The organism is Delftia sp. WSY_7 (assembly GCF_043104845.1).
Lineage (GTDB): Bacteria > Pseudomonadota > Gammaproteobacteria > Burkholderiales > Burkholderiaceae_C > Comamonas > Comamonas tsuruhatensis.
In genome coordinates, this window is record NZ_JBICLB010000034.1 from 621096 (window position 1) to 638454 (window position 17359).

General features: G+C 67.0%; 18 protein-coding genes. 15 read left to right on the forward strand and 3 right to left on the reverse strand.

Features of this window, described 5'->3' with window-relative positions; translation table 11 throughout:
- Window positions 1–71: 71 nt before the first annotated feature.
- Complete coding sequence (locus tag ACF8ME_RS17640; protein ID WP_034365129.1) at window positions 72–1184, reverse strand: SPFH and helix-turn-helix domain-containing protein; 1113 nt, start codon at window positions 1182–1184, stop codon at window positions 72–74.
- Between the two features lie 358 nt (window positions 1185–1542).
- On the opposite strand from ACF8ME_RS17640, the gene glyQ reads away from it, so the two are divergent.
- The 6 genes from glyQ to ACF8ME_RS17670 all read left to right on the forward strand — a co-directional run bounded on the left by glyQ (window position 1543) and on the right by ACF8ME_RS17670 (window position 7758).
- Complete coding sequence (gene glyQ / locus ACF8ME_RS17645; RefSeq protein WP_016446477.1) at window positions 1543–2481, forward strand: glycine--tRNA ligase subunit alpha; 939 nt, start codon at window positions 1543–1545, stop codon at window positions 2479–2481.
- A gap of 34 nt (window positions 2482–2515) precedes the next feature.
- A complete protein-coding gene (glyS, locus tag ACF8ME_RS17650; RefSeq protein ID WP_392417604.1) occupies window positions 2516–4627 on the forward strand; it encodes a glycine--tRNA ligase subunit beta in 2112 nt (703 codons plus the stop codon).
- Between the two features lie 181 nt (window positions 4628–4808).
- On the forward strand, window positions 4809–5378 hold the full coding sequence (locus tag ACF8ME_RS17655; protein WP_392417606.1) for a D-glycero-alpha-D-manno-heptose-1,7-bisphosphate 7-phosphatase: 570 nt from the start codon (window positions 4809–4811) through the stop codon (window positions 5376–5378).
- Window positions 5379–5528: 150 nt separating this feature from the next.
- Entirely contained in the window at window positions 5529–6269 is a 741-nt protein-coding gene (locus ACF8ME_RS17660) for a 1-acyl-sn-glycerol-3-phosphate acyltransferase (RefSeq protein WP_160852894.1), read from the forward strand.
- A gap of 13 nt (window positions 6270–6282) precedes the next feature.
- Entirely contained in the window at window positions 6283–7227 is a 945-nt protein-coding gene (locus ACF8ME_RS17665; RefSeq protein WP_392417608.1) for a M48 family metallopeptidase, read from the forward strand.
- A gap of 90 nt (window positions 7228–7317) precedes the next feature.
- A complete protein-coding gene (locus ACF8ME_RS17670) occupies window positions 7318–7758 on the forward strand; it encodes a rhodanese-like domain-containing protein (protein ID WP_392417610.1) in 441 nt (146 codons plus the stop codon).
- A gap of 22 nt (window positions 7759–7780) precedes the next feature.
- Here ACF8ME_RS17670 and ACF8ME_RS17675 read toward each other — a convergent pair whose 3' ends face one another.
- The gene (locus tag ACF8ME_RS17675) at window positions 7781–8716 is read right to left on the reverse strand and encodes a LysR family transcriptional regulator (protein ID WP_343739777.1); all 936 of its coding nucleotides are present in this window, start codon (window positions 8714–8716) and stop codon (window positions 7781–7783) included.
- A gap of 105 nt (window positions 8717–8821) precedes the next feature.
- Between ACF8ME_RS17675 and ACF8ME_RS17680 the strand changes: the two genes are divergently transcribed.
- A complete protein-coding gene (locus ACF8ME_RS17680; protein ID WP_017405951.1) occupies window positions 8822–9796 on the forward strand; it encodes a tripartite tricarboxylate transporter substrate binding protein in 975 nt (324 codons plus the stop codon).
- Between the two features lies 1 nt (window position 9797).
- Complete coding sequence (locus tag ACF8ME_RS17685) at window positions 9798–10556, forward strand: maleate isomerase (protein ID WP_016446470.1); 759 nt, start codon at window positions 9798–9800, stop codon at window positions 10554–10556.
- Between the two features lie 130 nt (window positions 10557–10686).
- On the opposite strand, the gene lysM is transcribed toward ACF8ME_RS17685, so the two are convergent.
- Complete coding sequence (gene lysM, locus ACF8ME_RS17690) at window positions 10687–11157, reverse strand: peptidoglycan-binding protein LysM (RefSeq protein ID WP_016446469.1); 471 nt, start codon at window positions 11155–11157, stop codon at window positions 10687–10689.
- Between the two features lie 185 nt (window positions 11158–11342).
- Between lysM and ACF8ME_RS17695 the strand changes: the two genes are divergently transcribed.
- The 7 genes from ACF8ME_RS17695 (at window position 11343) to ACF8ME_RS17725 (ending at window position 17336) form a co-directional block, all read left to right on the forward strand.
- Window positions 11343–12155: a type III pantothenate kinase gene (locus ACF8ME_RS17695; protein ID WP_016446468.1), complete on the forward strand. Its 813-nt coding sequence runs from the start codon at window positions 11343–11345 to the stop codon at window positions 12153–12155.
- 199 nt (window positions 12156–12354) lie between these two features.
- The gene (gspE, locus tag ACF8ME_RS17700; protein ID WP_016446467.1) at window positions 12355–14061 is read left to right on the forward strand and encodes a type II secretion system ATPase GspE; all 1707 of its coding nucleotides are present in this window, start codon (window positions 12355–12357) and stop codon (window positions 14059–14061) included.
- A complete protein-coding gene (locus tag ACF8ME_RS17705) occupies window positions 14054–15271 on the forward strand; it encodes a type II secretion system F family protein (protein ID WP_047469286.1) in 1218 nt (405 codons plus the stop codon). The genes gspE and ACF8ME_RS17705 overlap by 8 nt, the downstream gene beginning before the upstream one ends.
- Before the next feature lie 32 nt (window positions 15272–15303).
- Window positions 15304–15744, forward strand: coding sequence for a type II secretion system major pseudopilin GspG (gene gspG / locus ACF8ME_RS17710; RefSeq protein WP_017405949.1), 441 nt, complete (start codon window positions 15304–15306; stop codon window positions 15742–15744).
- A gap of 52 nt (window positions 15745–15796) precedes the next feature.
- Entirely contained in the window at window positions 15797–16243 is a 447-nt protein-coding gene (locus tag ACF8ME_RS17715) for a GspH/FimT family pseudopilin (protein ID WP_046240069.1), read from the forward strand.
- Window positions 16243–16647, forward strand: a complete 405-nt coding sequence (locus tag ACF8ME_RS17720) for a type II secretion system protein (RefSeq protein WP_312840028.1) — start codon at window positions 16243–16245, stop codon at window positions 16645–16647. The genes ACF8ME_RS17715 and ACF8ME_RS17720 overlap by 1 nt, the downstream gene beginning before the upstream one ends.
- Window positions 16644–17336: a prepilin-type N-terminal cleavage/methylation domain-containing protein gene (locus tag ACF8ME_RS17725; RefSeq protein ID WP_392417612.1), complete on the forward strand. Its 693-nt coding sequence runs from the start codon at window positions 16644–16646 to the stop codon at window positions 17334–17336. Before ACF8ME_RS17720 ends, ACF8ME_RS17725 begins: the two co-directional genes overlap by 4 nt.
- The last annotated feature ends 23 nt before the right edge of the window (window positions 17337–17359 follow it).

The following is a 17359-nucleotide window of genomic DNA, read 5'->3' on the forward strand; positions in this document are numbered from 1 at the left end:
CATCGGTCCTGGAAAACGGGACGCGGCGCCAGGCAGGGCCTGGCGCCGCAAAGGGTCAAACCACGGAAATGTCAGCCGCGCAGGAACTCATCGAGTGCGGCTTGCGCAATGCGCCACTGGCTGCCGATCTGGCGCGCCTTGAGGTTGCCGGCCTGGATCTCGGCCAGCACATCGGCCTCGCTGACACCCAGCACCTGGGCCGCCTGTGCCGGAGTCAGCACCTGCAGGCCACCGGCGGCGGGTGCTGCCGGCGCCTGGGCGGCCTGGGCGGCGGCAGGCGAGAACGGGTCGGAGGCCTGGCCGGCCGGTGCGCCACCGGCGCCGCCGCCGTTTTGCATGCTCTTCATCATCTCCTGCGCCATGCCGAAGCCCATGGCCATGGTGGCGGGCAGGGTGGCTGCGGCAGCGCCTTCGCCGCCCGTGGTCATGGCCTGGCCCATCTGGTACTTGACGTAGTCGTTGAGGTTGCCGATGGCCGTCATGCTGGAGCGCTTGTCGATGGCCTGCTCCACCTCGGGCGGCACGGACACGTTCTCCAGCACGAAGCTGGTGATCTCCAGGCCGTACTTGTCCGTCATGGCCGGGTTGATCAGCGGCAGCAGCGCATCGCCCAGCTCGCCATAGCGCTGGGCCACGTCCAGCACGGGCACCCGGGCCTTGGCCAGCGACTCGGTGAACACGCTGATGATGCGCGAGCGCATGGTGTCGGCGAACTCGTCGATGCGGAAGTTCTGGTCCGTGCCGGCCACTTCCTTGAGGAACTTGGCCGGCTCGACGATGCGGAAGTCATAGGTGCCGAAGGCGCGCAGGCGCACGGCGCCGAAGTCCTGGTCGCGCACCATCACGGGGTTGGAGGTGCCCCACTTGTTGCCCGTGAACAGCCGCGTGTTGATGAAGTAGACATCGCACTTGAACGGCGAGTTGAAGCCGTACTTCCAGCCCTGGATGGTGGACAGGATGGGAATGTTCTGCGTGGTCAGCGTGTGCTTGCCGGGGCTGAACAGGTCGGCGTACTGGCCGGCCGAGACGAACTGCACCTGCTGCGACTCGCGCACGATGAGCTGGGCGCCGTTCTTGATTTCCTTGTCGTCGTCGGGCCAGCGGTAGGAGAGCGTGTCGCGCGAGTCATCGGTCCACTCGATGATCTCTATCAGTTGCTTGGTGATGATGTTCATCAGGTTCATGGCAGGCTCCGGGGCGGTGGTGGTCCACGACAAAAAAGGTCAATGGGCCATTCTAGGGGGCGTGCATGGCGGCGTGGCGAACGGTCACCGGCCGCTGCCCCGGTGAATTGTCAAAAAATGATCCGGATGCGTCGTGCAAGGCGGGCTTTCGGGGCTTCGCGGGCCACGGCCTTTGCCGGCATGTGTCGCCTGCTCCGTTTTTTGATGCAGATCGCCCTGTGGAGCGTCTGCCGTGGGGCCGCAGGCCCGCGCCACGGCGCAGGGCCGGGCGGCGCCTTAAAATCGTCGTTTGCGCGGCGCGAGCCGCCTCTCATTCACCGGCGCGGCCCCGGCCTGCGTGCGACGCCTGAAACAAGTCATGCTCACTTTCCAACAAATCATCCTCAAGCTGCAGTCCTACTGGGCCGACCAGGGCTGCGCACTGCTCCAGCCCTATGACATGGAAGTGGGCGCGGGCACCTCGCACACCGCCACCTTCCTGCGCGCGCTGGGCCCCGAGCCCTGGAAGGCCGCCTACGTGCAGCCCAGCCGCCGCCCCAAGGACGGCCGCTATGGCGACAACCCCAACCGCCTGCAGCACTACTACCAGTTCCAGGTGGTGCTCAAGCCCGCGCCCGACAACATCCTGGAGCTGTACCTGGGCTCGCTCGAAGCCCTGGGGTTCGACCTGAAGAAGAACGACATCCGCTTCGTCGAGGACGACTGGGAAAACCCCACGCTGGGCGCCTGGGGCCTGGGCTGGGAAGTCTGGCTCAACGGCATGGAGGTGACCCAGTTCACCTACTTCCAGCAGGTCGGCGGCATCGACTGCAAGCCCGCCACCGGCGAGATCACCTATGGCCTGGAGCGCCTGGCCATGTACCTGCAGGGCGTGGACAACGTCTACAACCTGACCTGGACCGACGGCCTGAGCTACGGCGACGTCTACCACCAGAACGAGGTGGAGCAGTCCACCTACAACTTCGAGCACTCGGACGCCGACTTCCTGTTCACCGCCTTCAGCGCCCACGAAAAGCAGGCCAACCACCTGATCGGCGAACAGCTGGCGCTGCCGGCCTACGAGCAGGTGCTCAAGGCCGCCCACACCTTCAACCTGCTCGATGCGCGCGGCGCCATCAGCGTGACGGAGCGTGCCGCCTACATCGGCCGCATCCGCAACCTGGCCCGAGCCGTGGCCAAGGCCTATATGGACAGCCGTGCACGCCTGGGCTTCCCCATGGCGCCCAAGGCCCATGCCGACGAAGTGCTGGCCGAGCTGGCCAAGGCCGCCGAACAACAGGGCAAGAAGGCCGCCTGAGGCGGACACCGCTGCACCGAGAGAACACCAGACCATGAACGCATCGAATCTTCTTGTTGAACTGTTTGTCGAAGAGCTGCCCCCGAAGGCGCTGCAAAAGCTGGGCGACGCCTTTGCCGGCGTGCTGTTCGAGCAGCTCAAGGCCCAGGGCCTGCTGGCATCGAGCGAAGCGCGCCTGACGGCCTATGCCTCGCCGCGCCGCCTGGCCGCCCACATCACCGAAGTGCTGCCCCAGGCCGAGGACAAGGCCGTGTCGCAAAAGCTCATGCCCGTCTCCGTGGGCCTGGACGCCGACGGCAAGCCCACGCCCGCACTGATCAAGAAGCTGGCCGCCCTGGGCGCCGGCGAAGAAGCCGTTGCCAGCCTGACCCGCCAGGGCGAAGGCAAGGCCGAGGCCCTGTTCCACGCCTCCACCGTGCGCGGCGTGATGCTGGCCGACGGCGTGCAAAAGGCGCTGGACGAAGCCATTGCCAAGCTGCCCATCCCCAAGGTCATGCGCTACCAGCTGGCCGACGGCTGGAGCAGCGTCCATTTCGTGCGTCCGGCCCACGGCCTGGTGGTGCTGCACGGCACCGAGGTGCTGATCGGCGTCAAGGCCCTGGGCCTGACGGCCGGCACGGCCACGCATGGCCACCGCTTCGAGGCGGCGGTCGATCCCGTGGTCATCCGCTCCGCCGATGACTACGCCGCGCAGCTGCGCGAGGAAGGCGCCGTCATCGCCAGCTTCGCCGAGCGCCGAGCCGAGATCGCGCGCCAGCTGCAGGCCGCTGCCGAGCGCGTGGGCGGCGGTGTCCGTCCCATCGAGGACGAGGCCCTGCTGGACGAAGTCACGGCCCTGGTCGAGCGCCCCAATGTGCTGGTCTGCGAGTTCGAGAAGGAATTCCTCGACGTGCCGCAGGAATGCCTGATCCTCACCATGAAGGCCAACCAGAAGTACTTCCCGCTGCTGGACGCCGCCGGCCGGCTGACCCACCAGTTCCTGGTGGTCAGCAACATCAGCCCCCAGGATGCCAGCGCCGTCATCGGCGGCAACGAACGCGTGGTGCGCCCGCGTCTGGCCGACGCCAAGTTCTTCTTCGACCAGGACCGCAAGAAGACCCTGGCCTCGCGCGTGGACGGGCTGGGCAAGGTGGTCTACCACAACAAGCTCGGCACCCAGGGCGAGCGCGTGGAGCGCGTGCGCTCCATCGCCAAGAGCATTGCCCGCCAGCTGGGCGACACGGGCCTGGCCCAGCAGGCCGACCTGGCCGCGCAACTGGCCAAGACCGACCTCGTGACCGACATGGTGGGCGAGTTTCCCGAACTGCAGGGCACCATGGGCCGCTACTACGCGCTCAACGATGGCCTGGACGTGGCCGTGGCCGATGCCATCGAGGACCACTACAAGCCCCGCTTTGCGGGCGACGAACTGCCGCGCGGCAACGCCGGCGTGGTCGTGGCCCTGGCCGACAAGCTGGAAACCCTGGTCGGCATGTTCGGCATCGGCAACCTGCCCACGGGCGACCGCGACCCCTTCGCGCTGCGCCGCCACGCCCTGGGCGTGATCCGCATGCTGGTCGAGAAGGACCTAGCGCTGGACCTGGAAACCCTGCTGGTCAGCGTGCTGCCCGCCTTCGGCGACAAGATCGAGGACGCCACGCCCCAGCTGGCCGACTTCATCTACGACCGCCTGGCCGGCAACCTGCGCGAGCAGGGTTTCTCGGCCCAGGAAGTGGACTCCGTGCTGGCCCTGCGCCCGCAGCGCCTGTCCGACGTGCAAAAGCGCCTGGAGGCCGTGCGCGCCTTCGGCGAGCTGCCCGAGGCACCGGCCCTGGCCGCCGCCAACAAGCGCGTGGGCAACATCCTCAAGAAGGCCGACCAGGCGGTGCAGGCCCAGGTCAACGCGGCCGTGCTGGCCGAGGTGGCAGAGAAGGACCTGTACGCAGCCCTGCAATCGGTGGCGCCCAAGGCGCAGCAGCAGTTTGCTGCCGGCGACTACACGGCCAGCCTGCAGACCCTGGCCGCGCTGCGCGCCCCGGTCGATGCCTTCTTCGAGCATGTGATGGTCAACGCCGAAGACCCGGCGCTCAAGGCCAACCGCCTGGGCCTGCTGGCCACGTTGCACGAAGCCATGAACCGCGTGGCGGACCTTTCGCGACTGGCGTGAATGGAGCACCCCCTGAGGCGCTTCGCGCCTTCCCCCCGTGGCACGGCGCCTCTCTACTTGCTTCGCAAGGGAGGGGGACGGCACCCTCGGTGCGGGGCGGCGCGGCCGGCCTAGGCCCTTCCTCGGTGTCCCTCGTCTTGGGACGCGCGCAATTGAGTTCTGACATTCTTGGGACCCGACCATGAAAATTGCGATCCTGGACCGTGACGGAACCCTCAACCAGATCGGTGAGGAGGGCTTCATCGGCTCGGCCGAGGCCTGGAGGGCCCAGCGCGGTGCGCTGGAAGCCGTGGCGCGCCTGAACCGGGCGGGCTGGCATGTGGTGGTCGCCACCAACCAGCCGGGCCTGGGCCGGGGCCTGTTCGACGTGACCGAGCTCAATGCCGTGCACGCGCGCATGCACCGCGAAATGGCGGCGGCAGGCGCGCGCGTCGATGCGGTTTTCTACTGCCCCCATGCCCCGGACGAGGAATGCCATTGCCGCAAGCCCGGCACGGCGCTGTTCGAGCAGATTGCCGAGCGCTTCGGCGTCGAGGGGCAGCAGCTGTGGGTCATAGGTTCCTGCGTGGCCCACCTGCAGGCCGGAGCGGCCATGGGCGCACGCCTGCACCTGGTCTGCACGGGCGCCAGCGCCGGAGTGTCTCTGGACGGCGAACTTCCGCCCGGATTGCCTGCCGGCACCCAGCGCCATGCCAGCCTGGCCGCGCTGGCCGATGCGCTGGTTCCGGCAGATGCCGCACCCGCTCCCTGAACGCCTGAACGCCCGAATGGCGCTTTGCCCATGCGCCGCCGGCCTGCCGTCCTGCGCACAATGCTATCTTTGTGAATTCCGATTCCTGAGGGCGCAAGGCCCGGGCCTGCCGCCCGGCCCCTGCGCCGCTTTCTGCACCACACTGCCGCCATGTCCCTGATCCGCTCCACCCTCCACATGCTCTGGATGGGCATCACCGTGATCCCCTACACCCTGGCCGTGCTGCTCACGCGCTGGCTGGGCGGCGGGCCGCGCCGCGTCTATGCCGTGGCGCGCGCCTGGCTCAAGCTGTCGGTGGACAGCGCCCGCGTGATCATGGGCGTGCGCCACCGCGTGCAGGGCATGGAGAACCTGCCCACCGACCCCAAGCAGGGCGTGGTGCTGCTGGTAAAGCACCAGTCCACCTACGAAACCTTCCTCATGCCGGCGATCATGCCGCGCCCGCTGGCCTATGTGTTCAAGAAGGAACTGCTCATGGTGCCCTTCTTCGGCTGGTCCATCGGCAGCATGGACATGATCCATATCGACCGAAAGCACGGGTCGCGCGCATTCCACAAGGTGGTCGAGCAGGGCAAGCGCCTGCTGGGCCAGGGCACCTGGGTGATCATGTTTCCCGAAGGCACGCGCATCCCGCGCGGCGAACGCGGCGAGTACAAGACCGGCGCCACGCGCCTGGCCATCATGACCGGCGTGCCCGTGGTGCCCATTGCCGTCACCTCGGCCAAGTGCTGGCCGCGCAAGGCCTTCATCAAGACCCCGGGCGTGGTCGATGTCTCCATAGGCAAGCCCATCCCTTCCGTGGGCCGCAAGCACGAGGAGCTGATGGTGGAAGTCGAAAACTGGATCGAATCCGAGATGCAGCGCCTCGACCCCGAGGCCTACCGCGCCTGAGGCAGGAGTCGGCATGGCGGACACGGCACAGCGTTCCTGGGACTGGTTGGTGCCGCCCGCCGTGGAAAGACAGGACGGCGGGCTGAGGCCGCGCCGTGAGCGATCCGCTCAACCCGAAGCGCCGCAGGCTTTGCCTGCACCTGCACCTGCACCTGCACCTGCACCTGCACCCACCCCGCCCACCGGCTCCGTGCACAGTTCCTTCGTTCATCCGCAAGCCAACCAGCAGGCGGTTCTCCAGGGGCAGGTGCTGCACTTTCGGTTGCAGCGGTCGCGCCGACGCACCATAGGCTTCACCATCGGCGCGCAGGGGCTGGTGGTCAGCGCGCCCGCATGGGTGAGCATGACGGCCATCGGGCAGGCACTGGATGCGAAGTCGGGCTGGATACTGCGCAAGCTCCAGGAGGCCGGGCAGCGCCAGCGGGCCCAGGAGTCGGCACGCATCCGGTGGGAGCACGGCGGCGAGATCGACTATCTGGGGCGTCCCCTGGCACTGCTTCTCACCGGTGGCGAAGCCCAGCCGCTGCGCACCCGCCAGGTCCACCGCGAACAGGCGGCCGACGGCAGCCAGTCCCTGCATCTGCCCCTGGCGCCAGACGCATCGGCTGCCGAGGTGCGTGCCTGCGTGCAGGCCTGGATGCTGCGCGAGGCCCGCTCCTGGTTCACGGCCAGCCTGCAGCGCCATGCGCCGCTGCTGGGCGTGCAATGGACCAGCCTGCGCCTGACCAGCGCGCGCACGCGCTGGGGCAGCGCCAACACCGCAGGGGCCATCCGCCTGAACTGGCGGCTCATGCAGCACACGCCCGAGGTCATCGACTACGTGGTCGTGCACGAGCTGTCCCACCTGCGCCACATGGACCACAGTCCGCGCTTCTGGGCCACGGTGGCCAGCGTGATGCCGGGCTGGGAGGCGCAGCGCCAGGTGCTGCGCGACAGGCTGCTGCCTCCCTGGGAATAGGCGACTCGGGCACCGGCGAGGCGGCGCCAGTCGGGCTGGACGGTTATTCTTGCCGGACACACAACCGCGTCCTATCAAGAAAGCCCATCCATGTCCGCAAACGCTCCCGTTCCCGCAGCCATTCCCCCGACCGTCCAGCCCGCACAGGGCTATGCCGGCGACATTCCTCCCGAACTTGCCTGGCAATGGCTGCAATCCGGCGAAGCCGCGCTGGTGGACGTGCGCACCGATGCCGAGCGCGAGTGGGTGGGCCGCGTACCTGGCGCCGTGGCCGTGGCCTGGAAGCAGTGGCCGTCCATGGCCATGAACCCCGATTTCGACAGCCAGCTGCGCGCCGCCGTGCCTGAGGGCGGCAAGGTGGTCCTGCTGTGCCGCAGCGGCGTGCGCTCGGTGGCCGCTGCCCAGCGCGCAGCGCAACTGGGCATCGAGGCCTACAACATCCTCGAAGGCTTCGAGGGCGATGTGGACGCCAGCGGCCAGCGCGGCCATGTCGGCGGCTGGCGCCTGCGCGGCCTGCCCTGGCGCCAGTAAGCCGGCGCCAGCCTGTCGTCGCTCAGCGCTGCGGCTGCGCGAACCCCAGCGCCGCCGCCCGGGCGGCCACCATGTCCACCAGGGCCTGGGCCGGTCCCGACAGCGTGGCCTGCGAGCGCATGGCCAGCAACAGCCGGCGCCGGGTGTTGAGCGCTCCCAGCGGGCGCAGCCGCAGTGCCCGCGCGGCCAGGTGCGGCGCGGTGGCCGCGCGCGGCAGGATGGCCAGGCCCAGGCCCACCGAGACCATGTGGCACATGGCATCGAAGCTGCGCACCTGGATGCGGATCCGCACGGGCCGGTTGATGGATTCGGCCTCGGCCGCAATGCGCCGCATCAGCGAGGTGGAGCGGGCCAGGCTCACGAAGTCGTGGTCCAGCACGGTGGCCAGGGGCACGGGGGAGTCGTCGTCCGTGTCCAGCGCATGGCCGCGCGGCATGACCAGCACCAGCTCGTCCACATCGCAGACCTGGGTGCTCAGCCCTTCCAGGGGCGTGTTCTCCCCGATGATGGCCAGCTCGGCCACGCCGCTGAGCACGGCGCGCACGGACTCCTCGCTCAGCGCGTCTTCCAGGTCCACCGACACACCCGGGTGGGCCTCCATGAAGTCGGCCAGCAGCCGGGGCAGAAAGCCTGCGAACGCCGAGTTGTTGGCCCACAGGCGCAACTGGCCCGTGGCGCCGCTGCGAAAGTCGTCCATGGCCAGGGCCAGATGTTCCAGCCGGGCCACCACGTCCACGGCATGGTGGTACATGCTCTGGCCGGCGGGCGTGGGCGTGACGCCGCGCTTGCTGCGCACCAGCAGGGTCACGCCGCAGTGCTGCTCCAGCTCGGCCACGCGCTTGCTGGCGGCTGCCAGTGACAGCCCCAGCGTGCGCGAGCCCGCCGTCAGGCTGCCGGCATCGACCACGGCCACATACAGGCGCAGCGTCAGCAGATCGAATCGGTGCAGGTTGATCATTCGCATCCTCCACCAGAGACGAAGGATGGATCAACGAGATACGGCTGTTCGACCGCGAGCAGGCCCGCAAGAATGCGCCGGTACAAAGAGAACATGGAGACAAGCATGAATCGACGCATTGTGCTGCAGGCCGCCGGCCTGGCAGCGGCCGCCCTGCTGGGCGCAGGAACCGTCCAGGCCCAGGCCTTTCCAGCCAAGTCCATCACCCTCGTGGTCCCCAATCCGCCCGGAGGCGTGGTGGACACGGCGGCACGCCTGGCGTCCGATCCGATGTCGCGCCTGCTGGGGCAGTCGGTCGTGGTGGACAACCGGGGCGGGGCCAGCGGCAACATTGCCTACCAGATGGTGGCCAGGGCACCCAAGGACGGCTACACGCTGCTGGCTTCGTATTCGGCCTACCACGTGGGCAATCCGGCGCTGTTTCCCAAGCTGCCCTGGGCCCAGTCCGAGCTGGTGCCCGTGGGACTGATCGTGGCCGCCACCAATGTGATCGCCGTCCATCCTTCGGTGCCGGCGAACAATCTGCAGGAGTTCATTGCCTATCTGCGCAAGAACCCGGGCAAGGTCAATTACGCGTCGCAGGGCAATGGCTCGCTGTCCCATGTGGGCACGGCCGTGTTCGCCCAGGTGACCCAGACCCAGATCACCCACGTGCCCTACAAGGGCTCCGGCCCGGCCATCCAGGACGTGCTGGGCGGCCAGGTGCAGATGTTCATCACCACGCCGCCTTCGGTGCTGGGCCATGTGCAGACGGGCAAGCTCAGGGCCCTGGCCGTGACCAGCAAGACGCGCCATCCCATGCTGCCCGATGTGCCCACCACCGCAGAAGCGGGCCTGCCGGGCTTCGAGCTGGAGGCCTGGGTCGGCCTGTTCGCGCCTGCGGGCACACCGCCCGACGCCATCGCCAGGCTGTCGGACGCGCTCAAGACCTCCCTGGAGTCGCCTGACGTGCAAAAGCGCGCGGCCCTGCAGGGCGTGGAGCCGCGATTCCTCGGCCCGCAGGCGCTGGCCGCCCTGGTCCAGCGCGAGACGGACCACTGGGGCAAGGTCATCAAGGCCAACCACATCACGATGGATTGACATGACAGCCAAAACCCATTTCCGTATCGGGCAGATCGTGCCCAGCTCCAACACCACGATGGAGACCGAGATCCCCGCCATCCTGCGGGCCCGCGAGGCCCTGGCGCCCGAGCGTTTCACCTTTCACTCCAGCCGCATGCGCATGAAGCATGTGACCAAGGAGGAGCTGGCTGCCATGGACGGCGACAGCGACCGCTGCGCGCTGGAACTGTCGGATGCGCGTGTCGATGTGCTCGGCTATGCCTGCCTGGTGGCCATCATGAGCATGGGGCGCGGCTACCACCGTGTCTCCGAGACGCGCCTGCACCAGCGCACAGTGGACAACGGCGGCCCCGCGCCTGTGGTCACCAGCGCCGGCGCCCTGGTCGATGGCCTGCACGCCATCGGCGCGAAGAAGGTGGCGCTGCTGGCGCCCTATATGAAGCCGCTGACGCAGCTGGTCATCGACTACATAGAGAACGAAGGCATCGAAGTGGTGGACAGCATCTCGCTGGAGATTGCCGACAACCTGCAGGTGGGCGCCCAGGATGCGCGCGCACCCATCGAGATCACGCGGCGCCTGAACACGGCCAATGCCGACGCGGTCATCGCCTCGGCCTGCGTGCAGATGCCCTCGCTGGCCTCGGTGCAGCCCATCGAGGACCGCGTGGGCCTGCCGGTACTGTCTTCCTCGGTGGCCACGACGTTCATGATGCTCAAGCGCCTGGGCTTGCCGACAGCCGTTCCGGGGTTCGGTGCGCTGTTGAGCGGTAAATACTGAATCTTTCCTTGAGAAAGGCCGCTATTGCGGCCTTTCTCGGAGCGGGGTAGGTCTAATTCGCGGCATCCAGAACTGGCATGAGCCAGGTCAGAGACACCGAGCAAGGGCCGCCCCGCCGCTCAAGGGGGGCTTAGATTGCCGGAATGCGCAGCTTCTGGCCGGGGTAGATCTTGTCGGGGTGGCTCAGCATGGGCTTGTTGGCCTCGAAGATCACCGGGTACTTGTTGGCATCGCCATAGAACTTCTTGGCAATGGCCGACAGCGTGTCGCCGCGCACCACGTCGTGGTACTGGGCTTCGGGCTCGGGGTTGGTCACCGTCATCTGGTTGTCCACGGACTGCACGCTGGAGACGTTGCCGCAGCACAGCGTCACCTTTTCCTTGGCCGCCTGGGTAGGTGCCGTGCCCAGCACCGTGACCTTGCCCTGCGAGCCGTCGAACTGCACCTTCACGTCACTGACGCCCAGGTTCTGCGTGCCGATATAGGTCTCGATGGCCTTGGCCGCCTTGGCATTCAGGTCTTGCGCAGGCTCGGCTGCCTGTGCGGCGCTGCCGCCGAACAGCTTTTCGCCGGCTTCCTTGATGAAACTGAAAAGTCCCATGGGTGACTCCTGTTGGTGGGTGGAAAAACGGAAAGGCCAATGTAACGCCTAACAGTGGCAGCGCGCGCTGCCGGGCAGGAGCGCTCCCGGATTTTTGACATTTGCGTCATTCTTGCGTTCACGTCCTCACTCAGTTGTCGTCCATGGCTGACGCTATCCTCCGGAAAACTCCGATAATCCCGCCCATGACTTTTTTGGCCATAGACATCGGCAACACCCGCTTGAAATGGGCGATGTACGACGCGCATCGGCCTGGCGCTGCCCTGTTGGCGCACGGCGCCGAGTTCCTTGAGCACATCGAGCACCTGGCCGAAGGGCCGTGGAGCGACCTGCCCACGCCCACGCGCATGCTGGGCTGCGTGGTGGCTGGCGACACGGCGCGACGGCGCGTGCACGACCAGATCGACATGATGCTGGGCTGGGATTTCGAGCCGCAGTGGGCCGTGCCCAGCGCAGCCGAGGCCGGCGTCACCAATGGCTACGATTTTCCGTCGCGCCTGGGCGCAGACCGCTGGGTGGCCATGATCGGTGCGCGCCAGCACATCCTGCAGCGCGGCCCCGAGCGGCCCCTGATCGTGGTCATGGTCGGCACGGCCGTCACCGTGGACGCGCTGGACCAGCATGGCCACTTCATGGGCGGGCTGATTCTTCCGGGCCACGGCATCATGCTGCGCGCCCTGGAAAGCGGCACGGCCGGCCTGCATGTGCCCACGGGCGCGGTCACGCCATTTCCCACCAACACCAGCGACGCCCTGACCAGCGGCGGCACCTACGCCATCGCCGGTGCCGTGGAGCGCATGTACCAGCATCTCTACATGCACTGCAGCATGGAGCCTGCCTGCGTCATGGCCGGCGGCGCCGGCTGGAAGATGGTGCCCAGCATGACGCGGCCTTTCGAACTGGTGGACAACCTCATCTTCGAGGGGCTGCTGGTCATGGCCCAGCGTCGTTGGGGCGATGCCAGCGGCCTGCCCGCAGAGGCGGTGAAGGCGGCTTGAAGCCGCCTTGAACCACCTGACAACGCCTGAAACCGCCTGAGACCACTTTTCATCGTGCAGCGCAGCATCGCGCCGCACGATTGCGCGCGTAACAGTTGATGACGGGAAGGCGGCGCCCCTGGGTGTCGCATGCTATGCCTTTGGCGGGGGATGCGGCGACAGTGGATAATCCGCGGCAATGTCTTCCACCAATCACCTCATGGAACCGATTGCCGCTGTCGAAGCCCCGATCAAGGGGCGGCTGGGCGAACGCCTCCTTTCCGCCGGCAAGCTGAACGAGCGCGATCTGCAAAACGCCCTGCAGGCGCAGCAGGAGTTGGGCGGCTACCTGGGCCAGGTGCTGGTACAGCTGGGTGTGGTGGCGGAAACCGACGTGGCCCAGGCGCTGGCCGAGCAGCTGCAGATGCGCTGGCTGCGTGCGGAAGAGTTTCCCGACCTGCTGCCCGACGTGCCTGGCCTGCTGGCCAGTTTTCTGGATGCGCAGTGCGTCTGCCCCATTTCGCTGCAGGACGGCGTGCTCGAAGTGGCCATGTCCGTGCCGCAGGACCCCTTCATCACCAAGGCGCTGCGCCTGGCCACGGGGCTGCAGATCAAGCCCGTGCTGGCGCTGGAGGCCGACATCCGCAAGGCACTGTCCGAAGCAGGCCAGGAACCCGAAGGGGAAGAAGGCCAGGACTGGGAATCGGACGCCACGGGTGGCGACTTCGTCGAACATCTGAAGGACCTGGCCAGCGAGGCGCCCGTCATCCGCCTGGTCACAGGCATCATTTCCCGCGCCATCGAGCTGCACGCCTCCGACATCCACCTCGAGCCCTTTGAAGCCGGCCTGCAGGTGCGCTACCGCATGGACGGCGTGATCCACGCGGCCGAACTCGTGCCGCCGCGCCTGAGCGCCGCCGTCGGCTCGCGCGTCAAGCTGCTGGCCCATCTGGACATTGCCGAGCGCCGCCTGCCGCAGGACGGCCGCATCAAGACCCGCGCCAAGGGCCGCGAACTGGACCTGCGCGTCTCCACCGCGCCCACAGTGCATGGCGAGAGCATCGTCATGCGGGTGCTGGACCGCGCCAGCGTGAGGCTGCGCCTGGAAAGCATGGGCTTCGAGGCGGACACGCTCGAGAAATTCAACACGCTGCTGGCCAAGCCGCACGGCATTGTGCTGGTCACGGGCCCCACGGGCTCTGGCAAGACCACCACGCTGTATGCAGCCCTGTCCAAGATCGACGCGGTTTCCAACAAGATCATCACCGTCGAGGACCCGGTCGAATACCAGCTCGACGGCATCAACCAGATCCAGGTCCATCCCCAGATCGACCTGACCTTCGCCAACGCCCTGCGCTCCATCCTGCGCCAGGACCCGGACATCATCATGATCGGCGAAATGCGTGACGGAGAAACCGCGCAGATCGCCGTGCAGTCCGCCCTGACAGGTCACCTGGTGCTGTCCACGCTGCACACCAACACCGCCGCAGGCGCCGTCACCCGCATGCGCGACATGGGGGTGGAGAGCTACCTGATCACCTCCTCGGTCAACGGCGTGCTGGCCCAGCGGCTGGTGCGCACGCTGTGCTCGCGCTGCAAGCAGCCCGACACACTGCCGACGGCCGCCATCGAGGGCAGCGGCCTCAAGCGCTTTCTGCGCGAGGGCTCGCCCATCTACCGCGCCGTCGGCTGCGAGCATTGCCGCGGCACTGGCTACAAGGGGCGTACCGGCATCCACGAACTCATGGTCATCGACGAGCCGCTGCGCCGCGCCATCATCGAAGGCCAGGATGCCAACGCCCTGCATGCCATGGCCGCCAAGAGCGGCATGCTGAGCCTCTATGACGACGGCCTGCGCAAGGTGGCTTCGGGCGTCACCACGCTCGACGAAGTGCTGCGCGTGACCCAGGACCAGAGCGATGCCTGATTACAGCTGGGAGGCCGTGGACAGCCGCGGTCAGATGGTCAAGGGCACTTTTTCCGCTGCGGCCGTGGCCGAGGTGGTGGTGCACCTGCGCAAGAGCCGCCTGTCGCCCATCAAGGTCGAGGAAGCCGCAAGCCTGGGCAATGTGCCGCTGGCGGCGCGTGCGCTCAAGAAAGGCCGCATCAAGGCCGACGACATCCAGGGCATGACCACCGAACTGGCCATCATGATGCGTGCCGGCCTGTCGCTGGACAATGCGCTCAAGGTCCTGGTGGAGATGAGCCACAAGGTGCAGATGCAGGCCATGCTCCAGTCCGTGCTCGACAGCGTCAAGGCCGGCATGCCGCTGAGCCAGGCGCTGGGCAAGCACCATGACCTGTTCGGCGACTTCTATATCAACATGGTGCGCTCGGGCGAGGCCAGCGGCCAGATGTCGGGCGTGCTCAACCGGCTGGTGGAACACATGGCGCGCCAGCGTGCCCTGCGCGACAGCGTGGTCTCGGCCACCATCTATCCGGCCATCCTGCTGGGCGTGGCCGTGCTGTCCCTGGTGGCCATGCTGGGCTTCGTGGTCCCGCAGTTCGAGCAACTCTTCAACGACATGGGCGACGCGCTGCCCCTTCCCACGCAGTTCGTGATGGGGTTGGGCCATGCGTTTCGCAGCTACGGCTGGGCGGTGTTCATCGTGCTGGGCGCGCTGGGCTGGGCCTTTTCCCGCTGGGTCAAGAGCCCCAAGGGCCGCCAGACCTGGCAATCGTGGCTGCTGGGCCTGCCGGGCCTGGGTGGCGTGGTGCGCAAGTACCAGCTCACCTTGTTCAGCCGATCGCTGGGCACGCTGCTGGGCAACGGCGTCACGCTGCTGACCGCACTGCGCATTGCCAGCGACACGGTCTCCAACGTCGCCATCCGCGAGCGCCTGGAAAAAATGGGTCCCATGGTCAAGGAAGGCCATCGCATGGCCCATGCTGCCCAGAAAACCGGAGAATTCGAGCCCCTGGCCCTGAATCTGGTGCGGGTGGGCGAGGAAACCGGCCGCCTGGGCGACATGATGCTGGAGCTGTCCAACATATTGAACCGCGAGGTCGAAAACGCGATCAAACGCCTCCTGACCATGCTGGAGCCGGCGCTGATCCTGGTCCTCGGTATCCTTATCGCCTCCATCATCGTGTCGATCCTGCTCGGAATCCTGTCCGTCAACGATCTGGCCGTCTGATGAATCTGAATTGTCTGAAAGGTATGTAGAAGATGATGCGCATGCAAAAGCAACTGTCCTCCCGCGCCCGCAAGCGTGGCTTCACGCTGATCGAACTGCTGGTCGTGCTGGCCATCCTGACCCTGCTGGCCGGCCTGGTCGGCCCCAAGGTGCTGAACCAGTTGGGCGGAGCCAAGACCAAGACGGCCGGCGTGCAGATTGCCGACATCGAAAAGGCGCTGGAGCTGTACAAGCTCGACGTGGGCCGCTATCCCACCTCGCAGCAGGGCCTGGACGCGCTGGTCAAGCAGCCCGCTGGCGTCGCCGGCTGGGCAGGCCCTTACCTGAAGGGTGGCGTGCCGAATGATCCCTGGAACAATCCTTACCGCTACACCTATCCGGCTGCCAATGGCGACCTCGAGATCCTCTCGCTGGGCTCCGATGGCACACCCGGCGGAGAAGGTGAAGCTTCCGATATCCGCAACACCAAGTAAGTTGCTGGTCTGACGCCTCAGTGCAACGCTGCCTCCGTGCCGGGAATGAGTCTTGAAGCGCGCCCATGGTTTCACGCTGATCGAGTTGCTGGTGGTCTTCGGCATCCTTGCCGCCATCATCGGCATCGTGCCGCCTGCCATGGGCAAGCTGCGCGATGCCGTGGACTATCGGCAGACGGTGCAGGACGTGACGGCCCTGCTGCGCAAGGCGCGCCAGCAGGCCACGTTGCAGGGCATGCCCGTGGCATTCGCTGTCAATACGAATAGCAGGCAGTACGGTATCGCCGGACAGGCCACGGCCAAGCTGCCCGACAGCCTGACGGTGCAACTGACCACGGCAGCCGGCATGGCCCTGCCCGACGGCAGCCAGACCATCGTCTTCCTGCCCGAGGGCGGTGCCACGGGCGGCAGCATTTCGCTCGCCCGCGCGCAAAGCGGCAGCGGCGTGCGTCTGCGTGTGGACTGGCTGTCCGGCCAAGTCACCAAAGAGGCCCTGTAGTGCGTCGGCGCGCTGGAGCCCGCACCCGGGTGCGGGGCATGACCTTGCTGGAGTTGCTGGTGGCGCTGTCCATCATGGCGATCTCGCTGGCGCTCATCTATCGGGCGGTGGGTGGTTCCGCGCGGGGCGTCGCCAAGCTGGAACAGAACCAGGGCGTGGCCCTGCTGGCCGATTCGCTGATGGACGCCTTCCCCATGGTCGATCCTGGTGGCACCCAGGCTTCGGGCCAGGATGGCATCTATGCTTGGCAAGTGACTTCGGCGCCTTTCCCGGTAAGCGACTTGCCTGAGACCGCCGTCCCCCTGCATGCATTGCGAATCACCATCTCTGCCGAAAATCGCAGCTGGGTCTTTGAAACCCTGCGTCCGCAGCGACCATTGCAGCCAGGCGAGGTAACGCGATGAGAGTGTCCGGCGTCAAGCCTTCGGCTTCGGCCAGGCAGCGCGGCTTCACGCTGGTGGAGCTGCTGGTGGTCATGGCTTTGCTGTCCCTGCTCATGCTGGGGCTGGCCTCGGCCATGTCCACGGTCTCCCAGACCCAGGAGCGTGTCGATGCGCGACGGGACCGCATGGACCACCAGCGTGTGTCCATTGCCTTCCTGCGCTCGGTTCTGGGCCAGGTCTCTGCCGTGCGCCGGCAGGCGGGCCTGCGCAAGCAGGGCGAGAGCGAGCTGTTTTTCGAAGGCGGCCCGCAGGGCATGCGCTGGCTGGGCATCATGCCCGCACGCTTTGGCATGGGCGGTCGTACCCACTTCCAGCTTTCCGTCGAAGGCGATGCCCTGGTGCTGCGCTTTGCGCCCTGGCAGGGGCCAGATGTCATGCCCGACTGGGGGCAGAGCCAGTCCTACGTGGTCGATCGCGGTGTCACGGGTTTTGCCTTGCGTTACCAGAACGCCAAGCTGGGCGTGGCACATTGGCAGCCGCAATGGGGGCCCGAAAAGGACAACGAAAAGGAACTGCCGTCTGCCGTGCAGATCGAGTTGCAGACGTCGTCAGGGGTATGGCCGTTGACAGTTGTTGCGATGAATACGCCAGCAGGTTCGAATCCTGCAAGTGTCATTCGTGCCACCTTGGGCGGAGGTGTTATTTGGTGAGACGCTGCACGACCGAAAACACT

What these genes read in the sequence shown, in the direction of transcription:
- ACF8ME_RS17675 (WP_343739777.1), bottom strand. Translation starts at nt 8,716, where the DNA reads ATGATCAACCTGCACCGATTCGATCTGCTGACGCTGCGCCTGTATGTG.
- gspE (WP_016446467.1), top strand. Translation starts at nt 12,355, where the DNA reads ATGGAACCGATTGCCGCTGTCGAAGCCCCGATCAAGGGGCGGCTGGGC.
- ACF8ME_RS17670 (WP_392417610.1), top strand. Translation starts at nt 7,318, where the DNA reads ATGTCCGCAAACGCTCCCGTTCCCGCAGCCATTCCCCCGACCGTCCAG.
- ACF8ME_RS17655 (WP_392417606.1), top strand. Translation starts at nt 4,809, where the DNA reads ATGAAAATTGCGATCCTGGACCGTGACGGAACCCTCAACCAGATCGGT.
- ACF8ME_RS17665 (WP_392417608.1), top strand. Translation starts at nt 6,283, where the DNA reads ATGGCGGACACGGCACAGCGTTCCTGGGACTGGTTGGTGCCGCCCGCC.
- ACF8ME_RS17685 (WP_016446470.1), top strand. Translation starts at nt 9,798, where the DNA reads ATGACAGCCAAAACCCATTTCCGTATCGGGCAGATCGTGCCCAGCTCC.
- ACF8ME_RS17695 (WP_016446468.1), top strand. Translation starts at nt 11,343, where the DNA reads ATGACTTTTTTGGCCATAGACATCGGCAACACCCGCTTGAAATGGGCG.
- ACF8ME_RS17725 (WP_392417612.1), top strand. Translation starts at nt 16,644, where the DNA reads ATGAGAGTGTCCGGCGTCAAGCCTTCGGCTTCGGCCAGGCAGCGCGGC.
- ACF8ME_RS17680 (WP_017405951.1), top strand. Translation starts at nt 8,822, where the DNA reads ATGAATCGACGCATTGTGCTGCAGGCCGCCGGCCTGGCAGCGGCCGCC.
- glyS (WP_392417604.1), top strand. Translation starts at nt 2,516, where the DNA reads ATGAACGCATCGAATCTTCTTGTTGAACTGTTTGTCGAAGAGCTGCCC.
- ACF8ME_RS17705 (WP_047469286.1), top strand. Translation starts at nt 14,054, where the DNA reads ATGCCTGATTACAGCTGGGAGGCCGTGGACAGCCGCGGTCAGATGGTC.
- lysM (WP_016446469.1), bottom strand. Translation starts at nt 11,157, where the DNA reads ATGGGACTTTTCAGTTTCATCAAGGAAGCCGGCGAAAAGCTGTTCGGC.
- gspG (WP_017405949.1), top strand. Translation starts at nt 15,304, where the DNA reads ATGATGCGCATGCAAAAGCAACTGTCCTCCCGCGCCCGCAAGCGTGGC.
- glyQ (WP_016446477.1), top strand. Translation starts at nt 1,543, where the DNA reads ATGCTCACTTTCCAACAAATCATCCTCAAGCTGCAGTCCTACTGGGCC.
- ACF8ME_RS17660 (WP_160852894.1), top strand. Translation starts at nt 5,529, where the DNA reads ATGTCCCTGATCCGCTCCACCCTCCACATGCTCTGGATGGGCATCACC.
- ACF8ME_RS17640 (WP_034365129.1), bottom strand. Translation starts at nt 1,184, where the DNA reads ATGAACCTGATGAACATCATCACCAAGCAACTGATAGAGATCATCGAG.